Origin of the sequence: Streptomyces sp. NPDC005266 (genome assembly GCF_040607655.1) — a bacterium.
In the GTDB taxonomy this organism is placed as follows: domain Bacteria; phylum Actinomycetota; class Actinomycetes; order Streptomycetales; family Streptomycetaceae; genus Streptomyces.
In genome coordinates, this window is sequence record NZ_JBEXHC010000025.1 from 38,764 (window position 1) to 58,291 (window position 19,528).

At 71.9% G+C, this 19,528-nt stretch carries 20 protein-coding genes and 3 pseudogenes; 17 read left to right on the top strand and 6 right to left on the bottom strand.

Annotated features, from left to right (window positions below; all coding sequences use genetic code 11):
* Window positions 1-3 precede the first annotated feature (3 nt).
* The 4 genes from ABZU99_RS30665 to ABZU99_RS30680 are packed head-to-tail and all read left to right on the top strand — an operon-like array spanning window position 4 to window position 5,398.
* Window positions 4-1,842, top strand: a complete 1,839-nt coding sequence (locus ABZU99_RS30665) for a dynamin family protein (protein ID WP_356048153.1) — start codon at window positions 4-6, stop codon at window positions 1,840-1,842.
* A 38-nt stretch (window positions 1,843-1,880) separates the two neighbouring features.
* Entirely contained in the window at window positions 1,881-3,833 is a 1,953-nt protein-coding gene (locus ABZU99_RS30670; RefSeq protein WP_356048151.1) for a dynamin family protein, read from the top strand.
* Complete coding sequence (locus tag ABZU99_RS30675) at window positions 3,833-4,903, top strand: hypothetical protein (protein WP_356048149.1); 1,071 nt, start codon at window positions 3,833-3,835, stop codon at window positions 4,901-4,903. Before ABZU99_RS30670 ends, ABZU99_RS30675 begins: the two co-directional genes overlap by 1 nt.
* A 3-nt stretch (window positions 4,904-4,906) precedes the next feature.
* Window positions 4,907-5,398, top strand: a complete 492-nt coding sequence (locus tag ABZU99_RS30680) for a hypothetical protein (RefSeq protein WP_355943805.1) — start codon at window positions 4,907-4,909, stop codon at window positions 5,396-5,398.
* On the opposite strand, the gene ABZU99_RS30685 is transcribed toward ABZU99_RS30680, so the two are convergent.
* Complete coding sequence (locus ABZU99_RS30685; protein ID WP_356048147.1) at window positions 5,304-6,131, bottom strand: Crp/Fnr family transcriptional regulator; 828 nt, start codon at window positions 6,129-6,131, stop codon at window positions 5,304-5,306. The genes ABZU99_RS30680 and ABZU99_RS30685 overlap by 95 nt on opposite strands.
* Before the next feature lie 624 nt (window positions 6,132-6,755).
* Between ABZU99_RS30685 and ABZU99_RS30690 the strand changes: the two genes are divergently transcribed.
* The 5 genes from ABZU99_RS30690 (at window position 6,756) to ABZU99_RS30710 (ending at window position 9,099) form a co-directional block, all read left to right on the top strand.
* Window positions 6,756-7,250 (top strand): FG-GAP repeat protein, encoded by a 495-nt coding sequence (locus tag ABZU99_RS30690; protein ID WP_356048145.1) that lies wholly within the window; start codon window positions 6,756-6,758, stop codon window positions 7,248-7,250.
* On the top strand, window positions 7,247-7,387 hold the full coding sequence (locus ABZU99_RS30695) for a hypothetical protein (protein ID WP_356048143.1): 141 nt from the start codon (window positions 7,247-7,249) through the stop codon (window positions 7,385-7,387). The genes ABZU99_RS30690 and ABZU99_RS30695 overlap by 4 nt, the downstream gene beginning before the upstream one ends.
* A gap of 126 nt (window positions 7,388-7,513) precedes the next feature.
* Window positions 7,514-7,981, top strand: coding sequence for a thioredoxin (gene trxA / locus ABZU99_RS30700; protein ID WP_356048141.1), 468 nt, complete (start codon window positions 7,514-7,516; stop codon window positions 7,979-7,981).
* Entirely contained in the window at window positions 7,974-8,618 is a 645-nt protein-coding gene (locus ABZU99_RS30705; RefSeq protein ID WP_355943797.1) for a histidine phosphatase family protein, read from the top strand. The genes trxA and ABZU99_RS30705 overlap by 8 nt, the downstream gene beginning before the upstream one ends.
* 55 nt (window positions 8,619-8,673) lie before the next feature.
* Complete coding sequence (locus ABZU99_RS30710) at window positions 8,674-9,099, top strand: OsmC family peroxiredoxin (RefSeq protein ID WP_355943795.1); 426 nt, start codon at window positions 8,674-8,676, stop codon at window positions 9,097-9,099.
* Here ABZU99_RS30710 and ABZU99_RS30715 read toward each other — a convergent pair.
* Window positions 9,074-9,679, bottom strand: a complete 606-nt coding sequence (locus ABZU99_RS30715) for a hypothetical protein (RefSeq protein ID WP_356048138.1) — start codon at window positions 9,677-9,679, stop codon at window positions 9,074-9,076. The genes ABZU99_RS30710 and ABZU99_RS30715 overlap by 26 nt on opposite strands.
* Before the next feature lie 32 nt (window positions 9,680-9,711).
* Between ABZU99_RS30715 and ABZU99_RS30720 the strand changes: the two are divergent.
* From ABZU99_RS30720 to ABZU99_RS30745, 6 genes and pseudogenes are all read left to right on the top strand, one after another.
* Window positions 9,712-9,912: pseudogene (locus tag ABZU99_RS30720) on the top strand (SMP-30/gluconolactonase/LRE family protein); the annotation flags it as partial.
* Between the two features lie 353 nt (window positions 9,913-10,265).
* Window positions 10,266-10,835, top strand: coding sequence for a hypothetical protein (locus tag ABZU99_RS30725; protein ID WP_356048136.1), 570 nt, complete (start codon window positions 10,266-10,268; stop codon window positions 10,833-10,835).
* A 488-nt stretch (window positions 10,836-11,323) separates the two neighbouring features.
* A complete protein-coding gene (locus ABZU99_RS30730) occupies window positions 11,324-12,343 on the top strand; it encodes an NADP-dependent oxidoreductase (RefSeq protein WP_355943789.1) in 1,020 nt (339 codons plus the stop codon).
* A gap of 302 nt (window positions 12,344-12,645) precedes the next feature.
* On the top strand, window positions 12,646-13,197 hold the full coding sequence (locus tag ABZU99_RS30735; RefSeq protein ID WP_356048134.1) for an IPT/TIG domain-containing protein: 552 nt from the start codon (window positions 12,646-12,648) through the stop codon (window positions 13,195-13,197).
* A gap of 109 nt (window positions 13,198-13,306) precedes the next feature.
* Window positions 13,307-13,726 carry a hypothetical protein gene (locus ABZU99_RS30740; protein WP_355943785.1) on the top strand — a complete coding sequence of 140 codons (420 nt, stop codon included), beginning with the start codon at window positions 13,307-13,309 and terminating at the stop codon, window positions 13,724-13,726.
* Window positions 13,727-13,778: 52 nt separating this feature from the next.
* Window positions 13,779-14,168 (top strand): hypothetical protein, encoded by a 390-nt coding sequence (locus ABZU99_RS30745; RefSeq protein ID WP_355943783.1) that lies wholly within the window; start codon window positions 13,779-13,781, stop codon window positions 14,166-14,168.
* Between the two features lie 112 nt (window positions 14,169-14,280).
* On the opposite strand, the gene ABZU99_RS30750 is transcribed toward ABZU99_RS30745, so the two are convergent.
* Window positions 14,281-15,057, bottom strand: a complete 777-nt coding sequence (locus ABZU99_RS30750; protein ID WP_356048131.1) for an intradiol ring-cleavage dioxygenase — start codon at window positions 15,055-15,057, stop codon at window positions 14,281-14,283.
* Window positions 15,058-15,617: 560 nt separating this feature from the next.
* Between ABZU99_RS30750 and ABZU99_RS30755 the strand changes: the two genes are divergently transcribed.
* Together ABZU99_RS30755 and ABZU99_RS30760 are read left to right on the top strand one after the other, a co-directional pair.
* Complete coding sequence (locus ABZU99_RS30755; RefSeq protein ID WP_355943779.1) at window positions 15,618-16,427, top strand: EI24 domain-containing protein; 810 nt, start codon at window positions 15,618-15,620, stop codon at window positions 16,425-16,427.
* An 11-nt stretch (window positions 16,428-16,438) separates the two neighbouring features.
* Window positions 16,439-16,687 (top strand): annotated as a pseudogene (locus ABZU99_RS30760) (DJ-1/PfpI family protein); the annotation flags it as partial.
* A 76-nt stretch (window positions 16,688-16,763) separates the two neighbouring features.
* On the opposite strand, the gene ABZU99_RS30765 reads toward ABZU99_RS30760, so the two are convergent.
* The 3 genes and pseudogenes from ABZU99_RS30765 to ABZU99_RS30775 all read right to left on the bottom strand — a co-directional run bounded on the left by ABZU99_RS30765 (window position 16,764) and on the right by ABZU99_RS30775 (window position 19,477).
* Window positions 16,764-17,933 (bottom strand): aldose epimerase family protein, encoded by a 1,170-nt coding sequence (locus ABZU99_RS30765; protein WP_355943777.1) that lies wholly within the window; start codon window positions 17,931-17,933, stop codon window positions 16,764-16,766.
* Window positions 17,930-18,437, bottom strand: a pseudogene (locus tag ABZU99_RS30770) (hypothetical protein); the annotation flags it as partial. The gene ABZU99_RS30765 and the pseudogene ABZU99_RS30770, both read right to left, overlap by 4 nt.
* Window positions 18,438-18,508: 71 nt before the next feature.
* Window positions 18,509-19,477 carry a transcriptional regulator gene (locus ABZU99_RS30775; protein WP_355943775.1) on the bottom strand — a complete coding sequence of 323 codons (969 nt, stop codon included), beginning with the start codon at window positions 19,475-19,477 and terminating at the stop codon, window positions 18,509-18,511.
* Window positions 19,478-19,528 lie beyond the last annotated feature (51 nt).

Genomic DNA, 19,528 nt, shown 5'->3' on the forward strand with positions numbered 1-19,528 from the left:
ACCGTGAACAGCACTCCCGAGCCCGCGGCCGGCCCGCCACCGCCGCGGCCCACCGTCCCTGAGGCCCAAGTCGCCGAGTCCCAAGTCGCCGAGTCCCATGGCGCCGATGTCAGCGCCGAGGCCCCTGGCTGGCTGCGCGAGGCCGTCCAATTGGCCGCGGACCATGGCCAGGACCAGGTCCGCGAGGAGCTGGACTTCCTGGCCGCCTCGCGTGGACGGCCCGTGTTCCGGGTCGCCGTGGTGGGCGAGTTCAACCGGGGAAAGTCCACGTTGATCAACCGGCTGCTGGGCCGTGACCTGCTGCCGACCGGCTCCCTGCCGGTCACCCGGGTTCCGGTCGTGGTCAGGGCCGCGCCGGACGAGGCGTTGCGCATCGGATGGCCGGACGGCCGCCGTGAGCTGCGCCGTTTCGATGGCGGCGAACCCTGGCAGGGGCTGACCGGCACTCCGCTGACCGAGGGTTCCGGGGACGTGGGGGGATCCCCGGAACCCTCCCTGACGGTGACGGTGGCCGACGGCTGGCTGACCGGGCTGGACATCGAGCTGGTGGACACCCCGGGCGTCAACTCCGGCACGGAGGAGCAGTTCGAGCAGGTACGCCGTACCGCGGCCGGAAGCGACGCCGTGCTCTTCGTCGTCTCCGCCGTCTCACCGATGGGTGTCACGGAGCGCCGTCTCCTGCAGGAGGAGGTCCTGTGCCGGCACGTACCGTTCACCGCCGTCGTGGTGACCATGCTCGATCTGGTCGACGCCGACGACCGGGAGGAGACGCTGCGGGACCTCGGGGAGCGGCTGTCCGACCTGCCGAATCTGCCCGTCCTGGCCGCCCCCGCGCCCGGCGGCGGAGAGACCGAACTGGCGGCTCTCCGCTCCCTCGTGGAGGGGTTCGCGCAGGGCAGCGGACGGGCGCTGTGGCGCGACCGCAGACTCGCCGCGCAGGTGGCCGACCACTGCGAGGCGATGGCCCGCATCGCGGCCGAGGCCATCGCGGCCGGCCGGCTGTCCGAGAGTGAGGCCGAGGCGCGGACCGAGCGGACCATGTCGCTGCTGGAGAGCGAGGAGCGCCAGTGGGCACAGCTCCGCATCTCCCTGACGGCCCGGCAGCTTTCGCTCGGGGAACGGCTGCGTGAGTACCTCCGCAAGGAGCGCGACGGCCTGATCGAGCGGTTGCGCTGGGAGCTCGAACGCGCCCCGGACCCGGGCGGCTGGTGGGAGCGCGACCTGCCGTTCCGGCTGCGCCACGAACTGGCCCTGCTGGCCCGCAACTGCGAGCAGAGCGTGCTGCTGCCCGCCCTCACCGCCGACACCGACTGGCTGGACCAGGAAGTGTCCCGCTGGTTGCCGGAGGCGGGGCCGAGCCCGGCTCCCACCGCGCTGAAGCTGTCGGCCCAGCCCGAGATCTCCGGCGAGGTCTCCAGCCTGTCCAGGACGCGGCTGGCCACCCGGCTCGGCGCACAGGGCGGTGCCGTCGTGGGCTATCTGATCGCCGCCGCACGGTCGGCCCCGATGCCGATGGTGTACGGGGCCGGGTTCAGCCTGCTCGGCGGGCTGCTCGCCGAGGCGTCCATCAGGGCCGCCACCGAGCAGCAGCGCCGAGAGGTCGACGCCGTACTCGTCCGAGTCGTCGACGAATCCACCACGGCCTTCCAGCGGCAGACCGTGGGAGTGCTCTCGGAGATCTACCAGGAGGTGTTCGACCAGCTGCACCGGTCACACCGTGCCTGGAGCGACGCCCGGCGAGCGGCCCTCGACTCCGCGTCCGGGCCGGATACGGACTGGCAGTCCCTGGCCCCGGCCGCGGCCACCCTGGCCGCGCGCATCCGGTCCGCACTGCAGGGCTGAGGAAGAGCTGTGAGAGCTGAGGAGAGGAGACGCGACACATGACCACGGAAGAAGGCGGGTACGCAGCCGCTGCCGCGCAGCGACTGCGGCTGACCGGGATCTGCCGGCAACTCGTGAAGATCGCCGAGCAGATCGGCAACAGCGGGGCGGAGGAATCAGTGGCCGCGCTGATGGAGCGCATGGACAGTGACGCCTTCCATGTGATGGTGGTCGGCGACTTCAAACGGGGCAAGTCCACGTTCGTCAACGCCCTGCTGGGAGCCGAGGTACTGCCGGTCAAGGCGGTGCCGGCGACAGCGGTCATCACCGAGGTCAAGTCTGGTGACCCGCCCGCCGCCCTGCTGTGGCGGGAGAACGCCACCACTCCCGAGTCCGTCGACCCCAAGCAGCTGATCGACCTCATCACCGTCAACAACAAGGCGACCGACCAACGCAGTCCCTACGTCAAGGCCGAGGTCGTCTGGCCTCTGGAGCTGTGCCGCCACAACGTCGTCCTCATCGACTCGCCCGGCCTGAACGAGCATGTGAACCGGGACGAGATCACCCTCGCCCACCTGCGCAAGGCGGACGCGGTGATCTTCCTTCAGCACGCGATCGCTCCCATGAGCATCAGCGAGACCCAGTTCCTCCGCTCCTACCTGGACGCCCACGACCCGTTCTTCGTCTTCACCTACTTCGACGCCATCGACGACCATGAGCGCGATGACGTCATGGCCTCGGCCCGGCAGCGCATCACCGACCTGCGGGGCGAGGACCGCGACCGGGGCCGCTTCTTCTTCGTGGACGGCAAGTCGGCGCTCCGGGCCCGGATCGCCGCGGACGACGACGGGTTCCAGCGCTCGGGGGTCGGCGCACTGGAGGCGGAGCTGGAGCGGTACCTGGTGACGGAACGGCACAAGGTGAAGCTCCTTGCACCGGCCCGCTCCCTGCGCGGCCTCGCCCGGGAGCTGGACCGCAACATTCCGCACGAGCTCGCCATGCTCGACTCGCGCGCCGGTGATCTGGAACGGCGCTGGGAGGCCGCCCAGCAGCCGTTGCGGGAGGTCGAGGCCCAGGCCCAGCAGATCGCCATGGACCTCAAGAACCAGACCCGGATCTTCCAGGAGCGGGTGGAGACCCTGCTCGGCGGCTTCCTCGCCGCCGTCGCCGACGAGGCTCCGGTGGTCGCGGCAGAGGTCACCACCACCACTCATCTCGGCATGAACCCTTTCAAGGCCCCCGAGCGCGCCAAGCAGGTGGCCGGAGAAATCGCCGCCGGCACGGCGAAGGCCATGGAGGAGAAGGTGGCCCAATGGGTGTCCGACTCCCTGGAACCCGTCATCGCGCAGGATCTGGAGAAGCTCGCCGAGCGCATGAACACCGAACTGGGCTCCTTCGAAGCACGTCTGGACCGGCTGCGGATCGATCTGCACGGCGTGACCGGAGCGGCCGCGGCCGGGGAGCGCCAGGAGGAGGCCCCACTGACCCGCTTCCTCGCGGGGGTGGGCGGGTTCGTCATCGGCGGGGTGGCCGGCGGCATGGTCGGCGCCCGGTTCGGCGCCAAGGAGGCCCTGCGCACCCTGCTGCCGACCATGGCCATCGCCATGGCCTGGATGTTCACCCCGTTCGGGCTGCCGACGCTCATCGGCGCCCTGGTGGTCCAGGGCATCTGGCACAGCAACCTCGCCCAGGGCCGGCTGGAGGGCAAGATGCGGGAGGCGGTCGGCCGGGAGATGGCCACCCAGATGAGGATGGAAGGCCCCAAGGAGGCCCGGAAGGCGGCCCAGGAGTTCACCGCCACCACCATGAAACCCTTCGGTGAGGCGATCACCGGGGGGCTGACGTCCCGGATCGAGGAACTCTCCCGCAGCGTCGCCTCCGCCCAGGAGATCCGGGAGAAGGGCGAGGAGGCCGTCGAGCAGCGCCGCTCGGAGCTCAGGGAGCTGGACGAGCTCCTCCGCCGGACCGGCGACGACCTCGGTGACCTCGTCGACGAGCTGGCGATGATGTGATGGCCCGCTTCCGCAGACGGCTCTGCCTGGCCGTCGACCTGCGCCACTACAGCCGCCACGCCTACCCCGAGCAGGAGGACGCGCAGTACCGGCTGCGGCTCGTGGTCGAGCACGCGCTGCGCCGGGCCCGGGTGCTGCGGGTCCGGGCACAGCAGCAGGTGCAGGGCGACGGCCAGCTGGTGGTCTTCCCGGCCGGGATCGACGCCGTACGTGTGGTCCCGGCGCTGATCCTGGGCCTGCGCGACGGCCTCTACCAGGCAAATCAGGCGCCCGGCGCGTTCGGCCGACTGCGGATGCGGGCCGCGCTCGGTCTGGGGTCGGTCTCCCGGGCCGACCGCGGGTATCTGGGCGACTGCGTCGTGCTGGTCAACCGGCTGGTCGACTCGGACGGGGTCCGGAAGGTACTGGAGGCCGAGGAGGGCGCCGACCTGGCGCTCGCCGTACCGGACGAGATGTACCGGGATGTGATCGTGCCCCAGGGGCGCGGGCTGTCCGCCGCCGAGTTCCGGCGGATCGACGTGGTCGTCGAGAAGAAGGACTTCTCCTGCCGGGCGTGGCTGCACGTACCCCGCTCGGCGCCGGCCCGGGACCTGGGGGTCGAGCCGGTGGTCTGGGCCCACTCGCGGGGGCGCACGGCGATGCGCGAGTTCGTCGTCCCGGCGCTGGGCGCGGCTCACCTCGCGGCCACGGTGGTCTCGCACAGCCAGACGCTGAGGGAATGGGTGCTGCCGGGCTCCGGCACGGATCCGGGGCATGGGGGCGTCGACGGGCACTTCGACGGTCCGGACGACGGCGCGCCCGGCACCAACCCCATGGGTGCCCATGACAGGGACCCGCACCATGTGGAGACGCACCATGTGGAGACGCATCACGGGGAAACGCCCCACCCGGACCCGCCTCACCCGGACCCGCCCCACCCGGACCCGCATCAGCCGGACCCGCATCAGCCGGACCCGCATCAGCCGGACCCGCATCAGCCGGACCCGTGGCATCACGATCCGGGCCACCAGATCCACGACGTCCCCTTCCACGACGTCCCCTTCCACGATTTCCACGATGGCGGGCACTGAGAAATGGCAGAGCATGACCCCGTAGCGTGCGAACTGGCGGCTGCCGTTGCCGCGATGGCGTCGTTCCAGCAGGTCACCCAGCAGGCGGACGCCAAGGCGGGGACGCTGGTCACGGTGCATGTGGGTCTCGCGGCCGTCATCGCCACCCAGATCGGGCAGGCCCGTGCCCCCTTGCCGGCCGGGGCGCTCGGTGTGCTGTTCTGGGTGGCAGGGCTCGCGTACGCGCTGACCTTCACCGTGGCGGGGTACCTGCTGGCCCAGGTGGTTCGCCCGCGCAAGGGCCGGCAGCCGGCACCGAACCGCTTCTCTCTCGACACCGGGGACCACCGGGAAGCCGGCAATGGGCAGTTGGCGACGCAGGCATGGGCCACGGCGCACGCGGTCGCCGAGATCGCCGCCGTCAAGAACCGCTATACCGCCCGTGCGGTGACCTGGGTGGCAGCGATGGTCCTGGCAGCGATGATCTGGCTCCTCCTCGCGGGGGCTGTGGGATGAGCGGTGCGCCCCCGTCCCCGCCGGCGAGGCGGCCGAGTTCATGGACATCCGTCACCAGGATCCGCCGGTAGCCGGTCTCGATGACCCGCTCTCGACGCAGCGACCGCAACACCCGGTGCACACTCGGCTCGGAGGCGCCGACCAGGGCGGCAAGCTCCGGCTGGGTGAGGGACACCCCGAGGGAGACTCCGGAGGCGCAGGGCTGACCGTACGCGCGCAGCAACTCGGCCAGCACCCGGGCGACCCGGGTCTCCACCGCGCAGCTTCCGAACTCCTGCCGTCGCCGCGTCGCCCAGCGCAGCTTGCCCGCCACGGCGCACATGACCGCCTGGGCAACGTCCTCGTGCGAGGCGAGGAAACGGAGGAAGGCCTGACGGCTGATCAGTTTCGTCGTGCCGGTGCTGGCCGCCATCACCGTCGCGACCCGAGGCAGGGAGTCGAAGCAGGCCAGCTCACCGACGATGTCGCCACCGGCCCGCACGGCTATCAGCGCCTCCCGGTTGTCCTCGGTGTTGGCCACCACCTTGAACCAGCCGCTCAGCAACAAGAACATGTGCGAGCCGAACTCGCCCTCGCGGAGCAACCGTTCGCCCCTCTCGAAGCACATCTGCCTGCCGAGCCCGACCATCTGGTCGCGGGGCTCCTCGGCAAGGCTGCCGAGGAGGCTGGCCGCCGGCCAGTGGCGGTATTCCGGCTGGTGAGCGGGTCCTCTGCGCGTAACGGGTGACGCCATGGTGAGTTCCCCCGAATCATTGTTCGTTTTGTACGCGATCCCACCTCTGTGAGCATTATGTGGGCTCTAGTGGAACTCCACTGAAAAAACTCCTGCTTTGTTGCAGGTCTCCTCGTGGGTATGCCAGTCCCGGCAACCACGGTGATCACGAACGAGTCCTTGACCGGAGAAACCGCTGTCCGCGCAGGCTCCCTCGCGAGGTATCGCCGTGCGTTCGTTGGTCCCCGCCGCAGTCGTGGCCGTCGTCGTGCTGCGTCCCGACCTACCGCTACGACCCCGGGCAGGACGACCCGGACGACACCGCCGCCGACACCGACCCGGCCGACCTCACCCCCGTCGCCGTCCACCGCGGCGGCGCCGAGGGGCTCGTACGGGACCGGCGGCCTGAGAGTTCGCGCTGATCACCATGTGCGCCGGGGGCGGGCTCGCCACAGGGACGATCATTCAGCGGCTGTGACGGGTGTGCTCAGCCGGCCTCGGTGACCAGGGCGCGGAGCGCCGGGCGCAGGGCGGCGGCGAGCTCGTCGGGGGACGCGCTGGTACGCCTCGCCCATCTCCTCGGCGCCGAGAACGGGCCGCGCGAGCCCGGCGCCGGGGACGCCGACGGCGACGGCGACGGGATCGATGATCTGCTCGCGCCCGGCGCGGGGCCGGCCGGAGAGCCGGGCGCGCGGCGCGGGCGAGCTCACTGTCGTCCACGGGGCGAAGTCCGGCCTGGGCACGGGGCGTCCGGATCTGTCGGTCGATCAGTCCGGCCCCGGGGTGCCCGGCGATCCACAGGGGGACGACGGCTTCGGCGCCTCCCCGGCGGTGGGCGACGTCAACGCCGACGGCCGCCCCGACCTCGTGGTGGCCACCCGGAGGAGGACGGCGGCAAGGGCCGGCTCACCCTGCTGCCCGGGTCCGGGCGTGGCCGCCACGGTGAGTACGAGCCGGGTGCGAGTAGGTGCGACGGTGAGTACGAGCCGGGTGCGAGCAGGCGCGAGGGGGCGGGCGGGGAGCAGGCCGTCGATCTGGACACCCCGGGCGTACCCGGACGGCACCAGCCGTACGGCTTCGACGCCTTCGCCCCACGGCCGCCGCTGCTCGACGTCGACGGCGACGGCCATGACGACGTGATCGCCGCCGCGCCCGGCCACGACCGGGGCCGGACGGGCGGTTTCCGGGTCTTCCGGGGGACGGATCGCGGGCTGTCGACCAGGGGTGCAGCCCACTTCACCCCCTCTTACCTGGGCATTCGCGTTCCTGTCCAATAGCGGCCGACTTCCGTCGGCACTGGGCCCCCGACCTGCGGGAAAGCGGGGAGCAGGAATAACGGAGGACGGGAGCGGGGTTACCGTGCAGTGGCATCTGCCGACAGTACGGAAGCGGGTAACGCAGGCATGAGCACGAGCACCGTTGAACTCACCAAGGACAACTTCGACGAGATCGTCTCGGGGAATGAATTCGTCCTGATCGACTTCTGGGCCTCGTGGTGCGGACCCTGCCGGATGTTCGCGCCGGTGTACGAGAAGGCCGCGGAGCGCCACCAGGATCTGACGTTCGCCAAGGTCGACACGGAGGCGCAGGCCGAGCTCGCCGCCGCCTTCGACATCCAGTCCATCCCGACGCTGATGATCATCCGTGACGACATCGCGGTCTTCGCCCAGCCCGGCGCCCTCCCCGAGCAGGCGCTGGAGGACGTCATTGCCCAGGCCCGCGACCTCGACATGGAGTCGGTCCGCGCCTCCATCGCCGCCGCCGCTGACGAGAAGAAGGCCGCTGACGAGAAGAAGGCCGCCGACGAGGCGAAGGCCATCGACGAGAAGAAGGCCATCGACGAGGCGAAGGCGTCCGACGGCCGTGGGTGAGCTGGTGCTGATCCGGCACGGCGAGACCGAGTGGAGCCGGTCGGGGAGGCACACCAGCTGGAGCGACCTGCCCCTGACCGCGCGCGGTGAGGAACAGGCCCGCGCGCTGCGCCCGTTGCTCGCCGCGCGAAGGATCGGGGTCACGCTGGTCAGCCCGCTGGGCCGGGCCGTGCACACCGCGCGGCTCGCCGGGCTCGACGACTTCCGGATCGAGCCCGATCTGCACGAATGGGACTACGGCGGCTACGAGGGCATCACCACCGCCGAGATCCACCGCGCCCGGCCCGACTGGAATCTGTGGACCGACGGCGTCGCGCCGGGCGGCGCCGAGCACCCTGGGGAGACGCCCGAGCAGGTCGGGGCCCGCGTCGACCGGGTGCTCGTCGGGATCGCGCCCGCGCTGGAGACGGACGAGGCCGATGTGATGCTGGTCGCGCACGGCCACGTCCTACGGGTGCTCACCGCGCGCCGGCTCGGCCTGCCACCGTCCGCCGGTGCGCTCTTCCGCCTCGAGACCGCGACCGTCAGTCGACTGGGAACCGAGCATGGCCGCCCTGCCCTTGTCGCATGGAACGTAGGCTCGGAAGTGTTCTCCGGGCGGGTCGCAACCGACAGCGGGGCGACGACGGCCGGATGATCGGACCACACGTCAGTTCCCGACACGTCATCACAGGAAGCAGGAAACAGCGAGCATGGCTACGACGCGTACCGCGCACACCGTCTGGCAGGGCAATCTGGCCGAGGGCAACGGGGTCGTCACCTTCGACTCGTCCGGCATCGGCGAGCAGCCCGTCTCCTGGCCGTCCCGCGCCGAGCAGGCGAACGGCAAGACCAGCCCCGAGGAGCTGATCGCGGCCGCTCACTCCAGCTGCTTCTCGATGGCGCTCTCGCACGGCCTCACCCAGGCCGGCAACCCGCCCACCCAGCTGACCACCCAGGCAGATGTCACCTTCCAGCCCGGCACCGGCATCACCGGTATCCACCTCACCGTCGAGGGCACGGTGGAGGGCCTGGACGAGGCCGCGTTCGTGGCCGCCGCCGAGGACGCGAAGAAGAACTGCCCGGTGAGCCAGGCGCTCGCCGGTACGGAGATCACGCTGACGGCGAAGCTGGCCTGACGTTCTCCGCCCGCTGCAGCAGACCCCAGGTGAACTCCGCCACATACGGGCGGAGTTCACCGTTTTGGTTCTCCGGGGCGTCGAAGGCGAGCCGCCAGCGGGTCGGCGCCGACCCCTCCATCGGCCGGGCGGGCGCGAAGGCCCGCGCCACCTCGTCCACCGTGCACGACCAGGGCGTCAGATCAGCGGCCGTACGGAGTGTGGGGTCCGGCGCGCCCGGGGCGCGCACCAGCCACTCGTTCCACACCGCCCCGCCGGGCGCGGTGAGCACCTCGAACCGCAGATCCGGCCACAGCGGCACCGGCCAGCTCAGCGCCTCGCACGTGAGATCGCCGATCCGGCGGGTGGCGGTCGTCTGGGGCGGGCCGAGCACCGAGCGGTAGCGGGCGGTGGCGCCGCGCCGGCGCGGTGAGCGCTGCATCGCCTGCCAGCGGCGGTTGGCCTCGCGCATCACGGCCCGCGCGTAGCCCAGCTCGCGCAGCGCGTCCTCCACCAGCTCCGGCTGGAAGTCGGCTATCCGCCGCAGCAGCACGAGGACGAAGGGGAAGGGGGTGGGAAACGAGTCGGGCGCGGAATCCATGGCCCTTATCGTGGCGTACGCGCCCGCTCGGCCCCGACGGCACACTCGATCGGGTGGTGGAGCTTCCGGTTCCGCGCCCGACCGCCTGTGCGTTCGGTGGCCCGGAGCTGACCGACCTCTATGTGACCTCTGCCCGTGCCGGACTCGGCGCGGCGGCGCCCCCGCTCGCGGGATCGCTGCTGGTCATCGCGGGCGCGGGGCAGGGGCTGGCGCAGCCGGCCTTCGAGGGCTGAGCGGAGCCGGGCGGACCCGGACGGCGGGCGGCCACGAGGTGACCGGGAGCTGAACGGGAGGGCGCGTCGCGTCTCTGCACAGGATCCTCACACACTCCGGTTTCAGCACTACTTGTTGGTCACATAACCTTCCCGGCGAAATGGATTACTGCCCTCCGTGCCGCCGCCATCTCAACGGTGCCCTCTCCTGCCCAGGCTGCGGGACGTCCGTTGAGAACCTCGGGCTGCCTGCCGTCGCACCCGACACGCCGGACGGCGGTGACTCCGGCACGCCCGCCTCTCCGCGCTCTACGCGCGCGGACCGGCGCAAGGGGCAGGCGTCCCCCGCGGCTCCCGAGTCCGCGGCGTCTTCGGTGTCTCGCTCCTCCCGCCGGAAGCCCAAGTCCCGCGGTGTCATCGGCGGCCGCGCCCGCAGGGCCCGTCCGGGCCGTGGGCGCCGGGTGGCGATCCTGGCGGCGGTACTCGGCCCCGTACTGGCCGCGCTGTTCGTGGCGGAGCTGGCCACCGAGGGCTACTGGCGGGACGCCGCCCCCACGCCCGCCCGGGAGAAGCCGGTGGCCGACCGCAGCGGCGGGGTGACGAGCAGTGCCGAGCCGGCCACGCCCCACAGCGGCGGGCCGAGCGTGGATCCCGCCGCCGAGAGCAGCCGCCCGGGCAAGGACGGCAAGGGCCGCGAGGGCGGCGACAAGGGCAAGGACAAGGACCAGACGAAGGACGAGAGCGCCGCCTCGTCCGGTCCCGATCCCTCCTCGCCGCCCGACGAGCCCGCGGCCACCGCCCCGGCCCCGGGCGGCGGCTCGGACCCCACTCAGCGGCCCACCGCGCCGTCGAAACCGCACCCCACCGCCCCGGCGACGACCGCGCCGGCGCCCACCCCGTCGCCCACGCGGACCTGTAACCGCGTGCTGTGGTGGTGCACGTAAAGGGGCGTGCGCGTAAGGGGCGTGTGTAAGGCGTGCGTAAGGGGCGGGGCCCACCGTCAGCGGCTACGCCCCGGTCGCCCGAACCGGCGCCGCAGGCTCCGCCTCAGCCCACGGGGACGCGGCCGCGGCGACCTCCGGCCGCCCTCCGCGCCGGGCCGCCGGGCCGGCCCCTGGCTCGGCCGCCAGTGGCCGTCGGGCCGTGCGGCGGCGGCGAGCGGTGCGTCGGCACCGGGGCCGGACCCTGGCTCGGCCGCCAGTGGCCGTCGAGGGAGAGGATCGGCGCCTTGCGCTGCGCTTGCGTCTGGATCTCGTAGCGCGAGTCATGGGCGGTCACCCGGAAGGCTTGTCGTGGGAGGCCATGGCCGCGCTGATGGCCGAGCCGACGGTACCGCGACGCCGCGCGAGGACGGCAGGCCACTTACTTGACATCCTGAAATATTGATGAGCATCCTTGTTTTATCTTCTCAAGCATTAGGAGGCTCACCCCCATGTCCGTCATCCCCGCCACCGGCCGTGAATGGCACCTGGTCGCCCGCCCCGACGGATGGCCGAAGCCGGAGGACTTCGCGCTGCGCGAGGCCCCGGTCGCCGAGCCGGGCCCCGGTCAGGTTCTGGTCCGCAACCTCTACATGTCGGTGGACCCCTATATGCGCGGGCGGATGAACGACGTGAAGTCGTATGTGCCCCCCTTCCAGCTGGACAAGCCCATGGAGGGCGGCGCCGTCGGCAAGGTCCTCGTCTCGAACGTGGACGGCATCGCGCCCGGTGACCACGTCCTGCACTTCGGCGGCTGGCGCGAGTACGCCGTGGCGGACGCCAAGCAGTTCGTCAAGGTCGACCCGGAGATCGCCCCGCTCAGCGCCTACCTCGGTGTGCTCGGCATGACCGGGCTCACCGCGTACGCGGGGCTGCTGGAGGTGGCGTCCTTCAAGGAGGGCGACGCGGTCTTCGTCTCGGGCGCGGCGGGTGCGGTCGGCAGCGAGGTCGGCCAGATCGCCAAGCTCAAGGGCGCCTCCCGGGTGGTCGGCAGCGCCGGTACGGACGAGAAGGTCCGGCTGCTGGTCGACGAGTACGGCTTCGACGCGGCGTTCAACTACAAGAAGGGCCCCGTCACCGAGCAGCTGAAGGAGGCCGCGCCCGACGGGATCGACGTCTACTTCGACAACGTCGGCGGCGACCACCTCGAAGCCGCCATCGACCGCCTCAAGGTGCACGGCAGGATCACCGTCTGCGGCATGATCGCGCAGTACAACGCGACCGAGCCGACCCCCGCCCCACGCAATCTCGCGCTGGTCATCGGCAAGCGGCTGCGGATGCAGGGCATGCTGGTCCGGGACCACGAGGATCTGCAGCCGCAGTTCTTCGAGGAGGTCGGCCACTGGGTCCGGGAGGGCAAGCTGCACTACCGCGAGACGGTCGTCAAGGGCATCGAGAACGCGGCGGACGCCTTCCTCGGCATGCTCCGCGGCGACAACATCGGCAAGATGATCGTCGCCATCGAGGACTGATCCGCGCCGGGCGCACAGGGGCAGCCCCGGGAGGTACTCCGGGGCTGCCGCCGTGCGCCGACGCGCTGCGCCGCCAGGGTGAATCGACGTCAACTCTCTTGTGGCGTCACCGCTCGAATGAGGTACTGAGAACAACCAGACGGTGGGCCGCCCATCCCTCCCCGGGGAGCGCGGCCTGCGGCTTTCTCCGCCCCTAGCGGCGTGCGGACCGGTCAGGCAGTGTCGACGCCCTGCTGACTGCGAGGGCCTCCCCATCGAGGGACCGCGGCGTTCACCCCCGCATCTCTATGAGGAGAAACCTCATGTCCGCATCAGTGCAGCGCGCGATCACGCTCGCGGTCGGCGTGCCGACGATCCTGTTCGTCATCCCGAGCTCCGGTCCGACGGGCGGCGGCAACCCCGTCGTACTCATCGGAACGAACCTGGACACGGTCACCTCGGTCACCTTTGGTGGCACCAACGCCCCCATCCTCGCGAAGGACCCCAGCGGGACCCTCCTGGTCGTCACCGCCCCGGCCCATGCGGCGGGCGCGGTGCCGGTCGTCGCCACCAACAACTTCGGCCCGAGCCTCCCGGCCGCCTACACCTATCTGGCTCCGCCGCCTCCGGTCGCGGCGCTCATCACCCCGGTCAGCGGTCCCGCGGCGGGCGGCACCCCGTTCACCATCGTCGGCACCAACCTCACCGGTGCCTCCGTCACCTTCAACGGGGTGGCCGCCACCGGCGTCACGGTCCTCGCCGGCGGCACGGTGCTCACCGGCGTCACCCCGGCGGGCACCGCGGGCCCCGCCACGGTCGTCGTCACGACCCCCGGCGGATCCGCCACCGTCCCGGGCGGCTACATCTACACCTGACGCCCGCTCGTACCCGGTGCGCCGTTCCCCGGTCGGCTCGCCCGGCCGGGGAACGGCCATGCGGTCAAGGGTGCTGACGTCCGACACCACTGGCCGTACGATTCCGCAGATGTCCACGCACACCCACGGCCAGAGGCGGTCGGAGCTCTCCGCCACGCCCCCGCCCTGGCACCGCCTGTACCCGCTCATACCGCTGCTGACGGTGGTCTCGGCGGGGCTGCTGGCCGCTCACGTCTCCTTCGACGGCGACACCTTCCAGCACTGCCGCTATCTGGGCCCGTCCACGCGGATGTACGTCACCGCCTGGGCCGCCCCGGTTTGCGCCCTCATGGCCCTGGCGCTGCTGGTGGCCGTGCGCCGCGACGCGCGGCGGCGCGGACAGGGGTGGGGCCGGCTGTCCGCCGTGGCCGTGACCCTCCTGCCGCTGCTGCTTCCGGTGCAGCTCGTGGCCCTCTACTGGGTCTACCAGCCGGATCCTTCCGGCGGGTACGACTGCTCGGGCCTCCTTCCGGCATCGATGGCGATGTGACGGGTACCCGCACCCTCGGACCCGTGATCGGCCAGTAAGGAAGGTGTCCAGGATGACCAGCTCGGAGCAGTCCGCCCCGCAAGTGCTGGTGGCGCTCAGCGGAATCTCGCAGGACGACGCGAACGCCGTCTTCGGCGTGCTGCGCGCGTGCTACCGCTCCGACCAAGCCTCCGCCGACCTCCCGCAGAACGCCATCGAGGGCCGCCCGGCGGTGTGGACCTCCACCTTCGAGGTGGCCGACCCGCGGACGGAGCCGCGGCCCACCTCCCTGACGGCGCCCGTCACCGCTGACCTCCAGGGCGGCCCCCGCCAGGTGCGGCAGATGGCCGATGTGCTGGCCCGCGCCTTCGACGTTCAGGAACAGGGTGCGATGGCAGGCGACCAGGAGCGGGAAATGCGGCTGAGGCTGGCCAGCGCGAGCGGTGGCCGATGGCCGGAGTAGCCGGCAGCGCGTACGCGCCGGCTGACCTGAGCGTCGCCTGGCCGGGTGGGCGCGCGGCAGCCCCTCGCCCGGGGAGCCGGGCGAGGGCCGAGTGCGGGGACGCGGCGGGCGGTCAGACGTCGAGGTCCACGCCGACCGTGAGGGTGCCGCGGTAGCCGGCGGACGGGGTGGTGCCCAGGGCCGTCAGGGCGAGGAGGCCGGCGGCGGTGCCGCCGTTGCCGTAGATGCCGTCGGCGGACAGGGGAGTGCGGGGGACGGTGTTGGTGGAGTACGGGGAGAGCCTGGCGACCGCCTGCGTGATCCTCTCGTCGAAGAAGAGCTGGCCGGTGTGGATCTCGTTGCCCCCGGTGAACGAGCCGTCCGGGGTGAGCGTGACCCCGGTGTGCAGCTTGAGGTGGACATGGATGCAGCGGCCTCGGTACCAGCCGGGGTAGATGCCGGTGAGCGTGGCGACCCCGTCCGGGCCGGTGAGCACGCCGCCGCGCAGGAACGTGCCGTTGTCCGGCTCCTGGTGGCCGTTGTTGCCGACGAAGCCGGAGTACTCACCGAGCGCGTCGCAGTACCAGACCTCCACCAGCGCCTTGTTGAGCGGTGCGCAGGTGGCGGTGTCGACGACGGTGAGGGTCAGCTGGAGCGGTACGCCCGGCTTGTTCTCGGTGACATTGGAGCGTACGAGCGCGTGGTCGAGGTAGTACGGGCCTTCGGTGAGCTCCTTGGTGAGGGTGCAGATGGCGCTGGCCGAGGTGGCGGAGCCGGTGTGCGCGGAGGCCGGCTCGGGGCGGGCGGTGGCGGTGCCCGCGGCGCCGATTCCGATGGCCGCGGCCGCGGCGCTTCCGGCGATCAGGACTCTGCGGCGCCTGATGGGCGCGGGGTTGTCTGTCATGGGCATGGAAACGTAGAGGCGGTCCCTGTGGACCATCTGTGAGTTCGGCAAAGTCCGGCCGCGTCAACCCTCCTTATGGCCAACTCGCCTCCATGGCAGTGGCGTTGAGGCGACGGTGGCTCCGGGCCTGTGCCGGGTGCCGGGTCGCCGGGGTCCGTGCCCGCTCTGGGTCTGTGCTGGGTGCCGGGTCGCCGGGGTCCGCGTCCGCTCTGGGCCTGTGCCGGGTGCCGGGTCGCCGGGGTCGGTGCCCGCTCCGGGCCTGTGCCGGGTGCGGGGCCGCCGGGGTCGGTGCCGGGTGCGGGGCCGCCGGGGTCGGTGCCCGCTCCGGGTCTGTGCCGGGTGCCGGGCCGCCGGGGTCCGTGCCCGCTCTGGGCCTGTGCTGGGTGCCGGGTCGCCGGGGTCCGCGTCCGCCCTGGGCCTGTGCCGGGTGCGGGGCCGCCGGGGTCGGTGCCCGCTCTGGGCCTGTGCTGGGTGCCGGGTCGCCGGGGTCCGTGCCCGCTCCGGGCCTGTGCCGGGTGCCGGGCCGCCGGGGTCCGCGCCGCGCCGGCCCAGTAGGCTTTCGGCCCATGCGTGATCTCGCGACCGGCTGCGGTTATCTGATGAAGGGACAACGCTGGGTAGCCCGGCACGGCAGATGGTGGGGGCTCGGGATGATTCCCGCCCTCATCACCCTTGCCGGGTACGCGGCGGCACTCATCGCGCTCTTCTTCTGGACCGATGACGTCATCGCCTGGGCCACCCCCTTCGCCGACGACTGGTCCTCGCCGTGGCTCGGCGTCTTCCGGGGCGCGCTGGCGATCCTGTTCGCCGCCGCGTGCCTGTTCCTCGCGGTCATCACCTTCACGGCGGTCACGCTCCTGGTCGGCCAGCCCTTCTACGAGTCGCTGTCCGAGGCGGTCGACCGCTCCGAGGGCGGGTCCGTGCCCGAGTCGGGGCTGTCGCTGGGGCGTGAGCTGTGGATCGGGCTGCGTGAGGCCATCGCCCTGGTGATCCGGGTGACGCTGTGGAGCGTGCTGTTCTTCGCGCTGGGCTTTGTCCCGGTCGTCGGCCAGACGGTGATCCCCGCGCTCGCCTTCTGCGTGACCGGCTTCTTCCTCACCGAGGAGCTGACCTCGGTCGCGCTGATGCGACGCGGCGTCCTGCTGAAGGAGCGCCGTCGCATGCTGCATGGCCGCCGCCTGCTCACCCTCGGCTTCGGCGTCCCGCTCGCCCTGTTCTTCCTGCTGCCGCTGGTCGCGGTGTTCCTGATGCCGGGCGCGGTCGCGGGCGCGACGCTGCTCGTACGGGACCTCACGGGCGAGGACGAGACCGAAGCCGAGGGCGAGTCGGTGAACGGCGACTCGGGTCACGCGTCGGGCGCCCTCAACGGCTCGTAGCCGCCTGCTGACATGCCACCACCCACCACCAGGGCCTGGACATGCTCGATGCCACCGGCGCTCGCGCGGTGAGCGCCCGCGTCGTCGACGACGGTGACCTCGTCACCGGCGCCGGCGCCACCTCCGGACTCGGCCTGGGTCTGTATCTGCTGGAGCGTGAGCTGGGCCCCCGAATCGCTCACGCCGTCGAAGAGCTGTTCGCCCATGAGCGCCGCGGCACCGTCTGGCGCGATCGGGGTCCGGCACCCGCCGGCTTCTGACCACCCGCCACGTCTTGGCGCCCGCCCCAACCTGGTCCCTCCGCCCCCCGAAAGGCCACCCAGTCATGACCGGGTTTCAGCGCGTGGAGAAGGAGTGCACCGTCGTCGAGCGGTACGTCTCGCCCGGCTGCAGCACCGTGGAGGGGAACTCCGGGTGGTTGGGGGAGTCCGGGAAGTGCTGGGTCTCCAGGCAGAAGGCGTCGGTCTGGCGGTAGACGTGCCCGGAGGTGCCCGCGAAGGTGCCGGTGAGGAAGTTGCCGCTGTAGAACTGCACACCCGGCTCGGTCGTCGCGAGCTTCATGACCCGTCCGGAGCCGGGCTCGGTGACCGTGACGATGTTCTCCGGGCGGTCGGTGACGCCCTTGTCCAGGACGAAGTTGTGGTCGTACCCCTGGGCATACAGGATCTGCCGGTGCGCCTCGCGGATGTCCCGGCCGATCTCCTTGGCGCGGCGGAAGTCGAGCGGGGTCCCGGCCACCTTGGCCAGCTCGCCGGTGGGGATGAGGGTCTTGTCGACCGGGGTGTAGCGGGAGGCGGCGATCCGCAACTGGTGGCCGTAGACGGTGCCGGTGCCCTCGCCGGCGAGGTTGAAGTAGGTGTGGTTGGTGAGGTTGACGACGGTGGGCTTGTCGGTCGTGGCCTCGTAGTCGACGCGGAAGTCGCCCGCGGCGGTGAGGGTGTAGTCGACGCGCACGCGGAGCGTGCCGGGGTAGCCCATCTCGCCGTCGGGGCTGACCCGGCGCAGTGTCAGGCCCACGTCCGCGCCCTTGTGGAACGGCTTCACGGACCAGACGTGCTTGTCGAAGCCCTTGTCGCCGCCGTGCAGGCTGTTCGGCCCGTCGTTGACGGGCAGCCGGTACTTGTGTCCGTTCAGGATGAAGGTGCCGCGGGCGATGCGGTTGCCGTAGCGGCCGATGAGCGCACCGAAGTACGGGCTGTGGGCGACGTAGGAGTCCAGGTCGGCGAAGCCGAGGGAGACATTGGCGCGGTGGCCGTGGCGGTCGGGGATCTCCAGGGTCTGGACGATGCCGCCGTAGGAGAGCACCTTCAGCCGGGTGCCGCCGTTCTCGATCGTCCAGCGGTCGACACGGGTGCCGTCCTTGAGGGTGCCGAAGTGCTCCTTCACCGCCCGTCCTCCGCTCGTCGTGTCGGCGCTCCTCGCGTCGGCGGGCGTCGCGGTGGCGGCCGCGGCCGCCAGTCCCGCCGCCGCCCCAGCCGTGATCACCGTGCGTCTGCTCGTGGTCATGTGCGGCTCCCGAAGAGTAGATGGCCGAGGGTGTGCGAACCGGCCCTGCGCTTGTGCCGGACGTCGACCCCGACCGCCGCCAGCAGCACCAGTCCCTTGATCACCTGTGGTCGGTGCCGATGCCGACCAGCGACATTCCGTTGTTGAGCACGCCGAGCCCCAGTCCGCCGATGATCGCGCCCAGTACCGTGCCGACGCGGCCGCCGGCCGAGGCGCCGCCGATGAACGCGGCGGCGATCGCCTCCCTTGTCGCGCACCCCCGACAGCTCGGCCGCCGGCTGATTGCCGCCGAGGGCGTCACATGCCGTCTCATCACAGTGTTGCGCATCACGAAGCTGAAGGCGACGAAGAGACCGGGCAGGAAGCCGGTGCCGATCTTCGCGAAGCCGTCGGGGAACGGCGACAGGGACTGTCCGTCCAGCAGGATCCGGGTGCCGCCCCGGAATGCTTGATCATCGTCACGCCCGCGGCCGAGCCGATGAACGCGATCCCTGCGGCCAGGTGGTTGACCTCGGCTTCACGGAGACAGCCGAGCAGCGCGTCGGGGTGCCCGAGCATGGCCGTAGCGGAAGGGGTCAGCTCTGCTGGGCCCTGATCAGCGCCTCGCCCGCCGCCGTGCGGTCGTACAGCACCGACCGCCCGGCCCTGCGGCGCCGGATCAGCCGCGCCTCGCGGAGGACCCGCAGATGGCGGCCGATCGAGCCCAGGGTCTGGCCGGTCAGGGCCACCAGATGGGTGGTGCTCTTCGGGGTGTCCAGGAGGACCAGGACGTTCGCGCGGGCCGGGCCGAGGAGGCGGGCAAGGGACGCGGGGACGGGGGAGCGGTCGGGGTCGGCGAGGGGGCCCGCGCAGGGGTAGACCACCGCATAGCGGTGCGGCGCGTCCCAGGAGACCCAGCCCCGGGCGGGGGTGACGGGGACGAAGAGGAGCTGAGCGCCGTAGGTGGACCGCGGCGGATGGTCGTGCTGGTTGATCCGCAGCCGGCTCTCGCCGAGCCAACGCATTCCCGGCCGCAGGGTCTCCAGCGTGGCGGCCCAGCCGCCCTGGCTCAACTGGCCGGTGCGCGCGACCACATCCGCCTCGACGATCCGTCTGCGCCGCGCCCAGTACGGCAGCACCGTCTCCGTCCACACCCATTGCAGGAGCTCCGCGAGGCGCGCCGGCAGATCGTCGCGGTGCAGCGCGGCGGGGAGCGGGCCGCCGAGCGAGACGGTGAGGTCGGCGCGGGCGGACGCGGGCGGCGTCCGGCGGATCCGGGCCACCTCCTCCTCGAAGGCCGGCTCGCCCTCGCCCGTCGGCGTGGGGGTGAGGAAGTCCGCGAGCCAAGTGCGGCCGAGCGCGGCCCGCACCAGCAGCGCGGTGACCGGGTCATCGGCCAGCCGGGCCCGGTAGGCGGGCAGATGGGCGCCGAGCCAGGCACGTTCGCCGGGATGGGCGGCCACCGCCCGCTCCAGCGTGATCAGGCCCGCGGTGGCTTCGGCCAGCGGGGAGAGGACGAAGCGGCTGCGCGCGAGCGTGTCCGCGTCGACCAGCCAGCACCCCATCGTTTCGCCTCCCCGCGAAACATTAACGCCGCCCTGGCGGCACCGCTGAGG

What these genes read in the sequence shown, in the direction of transcription:
- ABZU99_RS30765 (WP_355943777.1), bottom strand. Translation starts at nt 17,933, where the DNA reads ATGACCACGAGCAGACGCACGGTGATCACGGCTGGGGCGGCGGCGGGA.
- ABZU99_RS30735 (WP_356048134.1), top strand. Translation starts at nt 12,646, where the DNA reads ATGTCCGCATCAGTGCAGCGCGCGATCACGCTCGCGGTCGGCGTGCCG.
- ABZU99_RS30755 (WP_355943779.1), top strand. Translation starts at nt 15,618, where the DNA reads ATGCGTGATCTCGCGACCGGCTGCGGTTATCTGATGAAGGGACAACGC.
- ABZU99_RS30680 (WP_355943805.1), top strand. Translation starts at nt 4,907, where the DNA reads ATGGCAGAGCATGACCCCGTAGCGTGCGAACTGGCGGCTGCCGTTGCC.
- ABZU99_RS30670 (WP_356048151.1), top strand. Translation starts at nt 1,881, where the DNA reads ATGACCACGGAAGAAGGCGGGTACGCAGCCGCTGCCGCGCAGCGACTG.
- ABZU99_RS30750 (WP_356048131.1), bottom strand. Translation starts at nt 15,057, where the DNA reads ATGCCCATGACAGACAACCCCGCGCCCATCAGGCGCCGCAGAGTCCTG.
- ABZU99_RS30710 (WP_355943795.1), top strand. Translation starts at nt 8,674, where the DNA reads ATGGCTACGACGCGTACCGCGCACACCGTCTGGCAGGGCAATCTGGCC.
- ABZU99_RS30740 (WP_355943785.1), top strand. Translation starts at nt 13,307, where the DNA reads ATGTCCACGCACACCCACGGCCAGAGGCGGTCGGAGCTCTCCGCCACG.
- trxA (WP_356048141.1), top strand. Translation starts at nt 7,514, where the DNA reads ATGAGCACGAGCACCGTTGAACTCACCAAGGACAACTTCGACGAGATC.
- ABZU99_RS30715 (WP_356048138.1), bottom strand. Translation starts at nt 9,679, where the DNA reads ATGGATTCCGCGCCCGACTCGTTTCCCACCCCCTTCCCCTTCGTCCTC.
- ABZU99_RS30685 (WP_356048147.1), bottom strand. Translation starts at nt 6,131, where the DNA reads ATGGCGTCACCCGTTACGCGCAGAGGACCCGCTCACCAGCCGGAATAC.
- ABZU99_RS30745 (WP_355943783.1), top strand. Translation starts at nt 13,779, where the DNA reads ATGACCAGCTCGGAGCAGTCCGCCCCGCAAGTGCTGGTGGCGCTCAGC.
- ABZU99_RS30690 (WP_356048145.1), top strand. Translation starts at nt 6,756, where the DNA reads ATGATCTGCTCGCGCCCGGCGCGGGGCCGGCCGGAGAGCCGGGCGCGC.
- ABZU99_RS30675 (WP_356048149.1), top strand. Translation starts at nt 3,833, where the DNA reads ATGGCCCGCTTCCGCAGACGGCTCTGCCTGGCCGTCGACCTGCGCCAC.
- ABZU99_RS30730 (WP_355943789.1), top strand. Translation starts at nt 11,324, where the DNA reads ATGTCCGTCATCCCCGCCACCGGCCGTGAATGGCACCTGGTCGCCCGC.
- ABZU99_RS30775 (WP_355943775.1), bottom strand. Translation starts at nt 19,477, where the DNA reads ATGGGGTGCTGGCTGGTCGACGCGGACACGCTCGCGCGCAGCCGCTTC.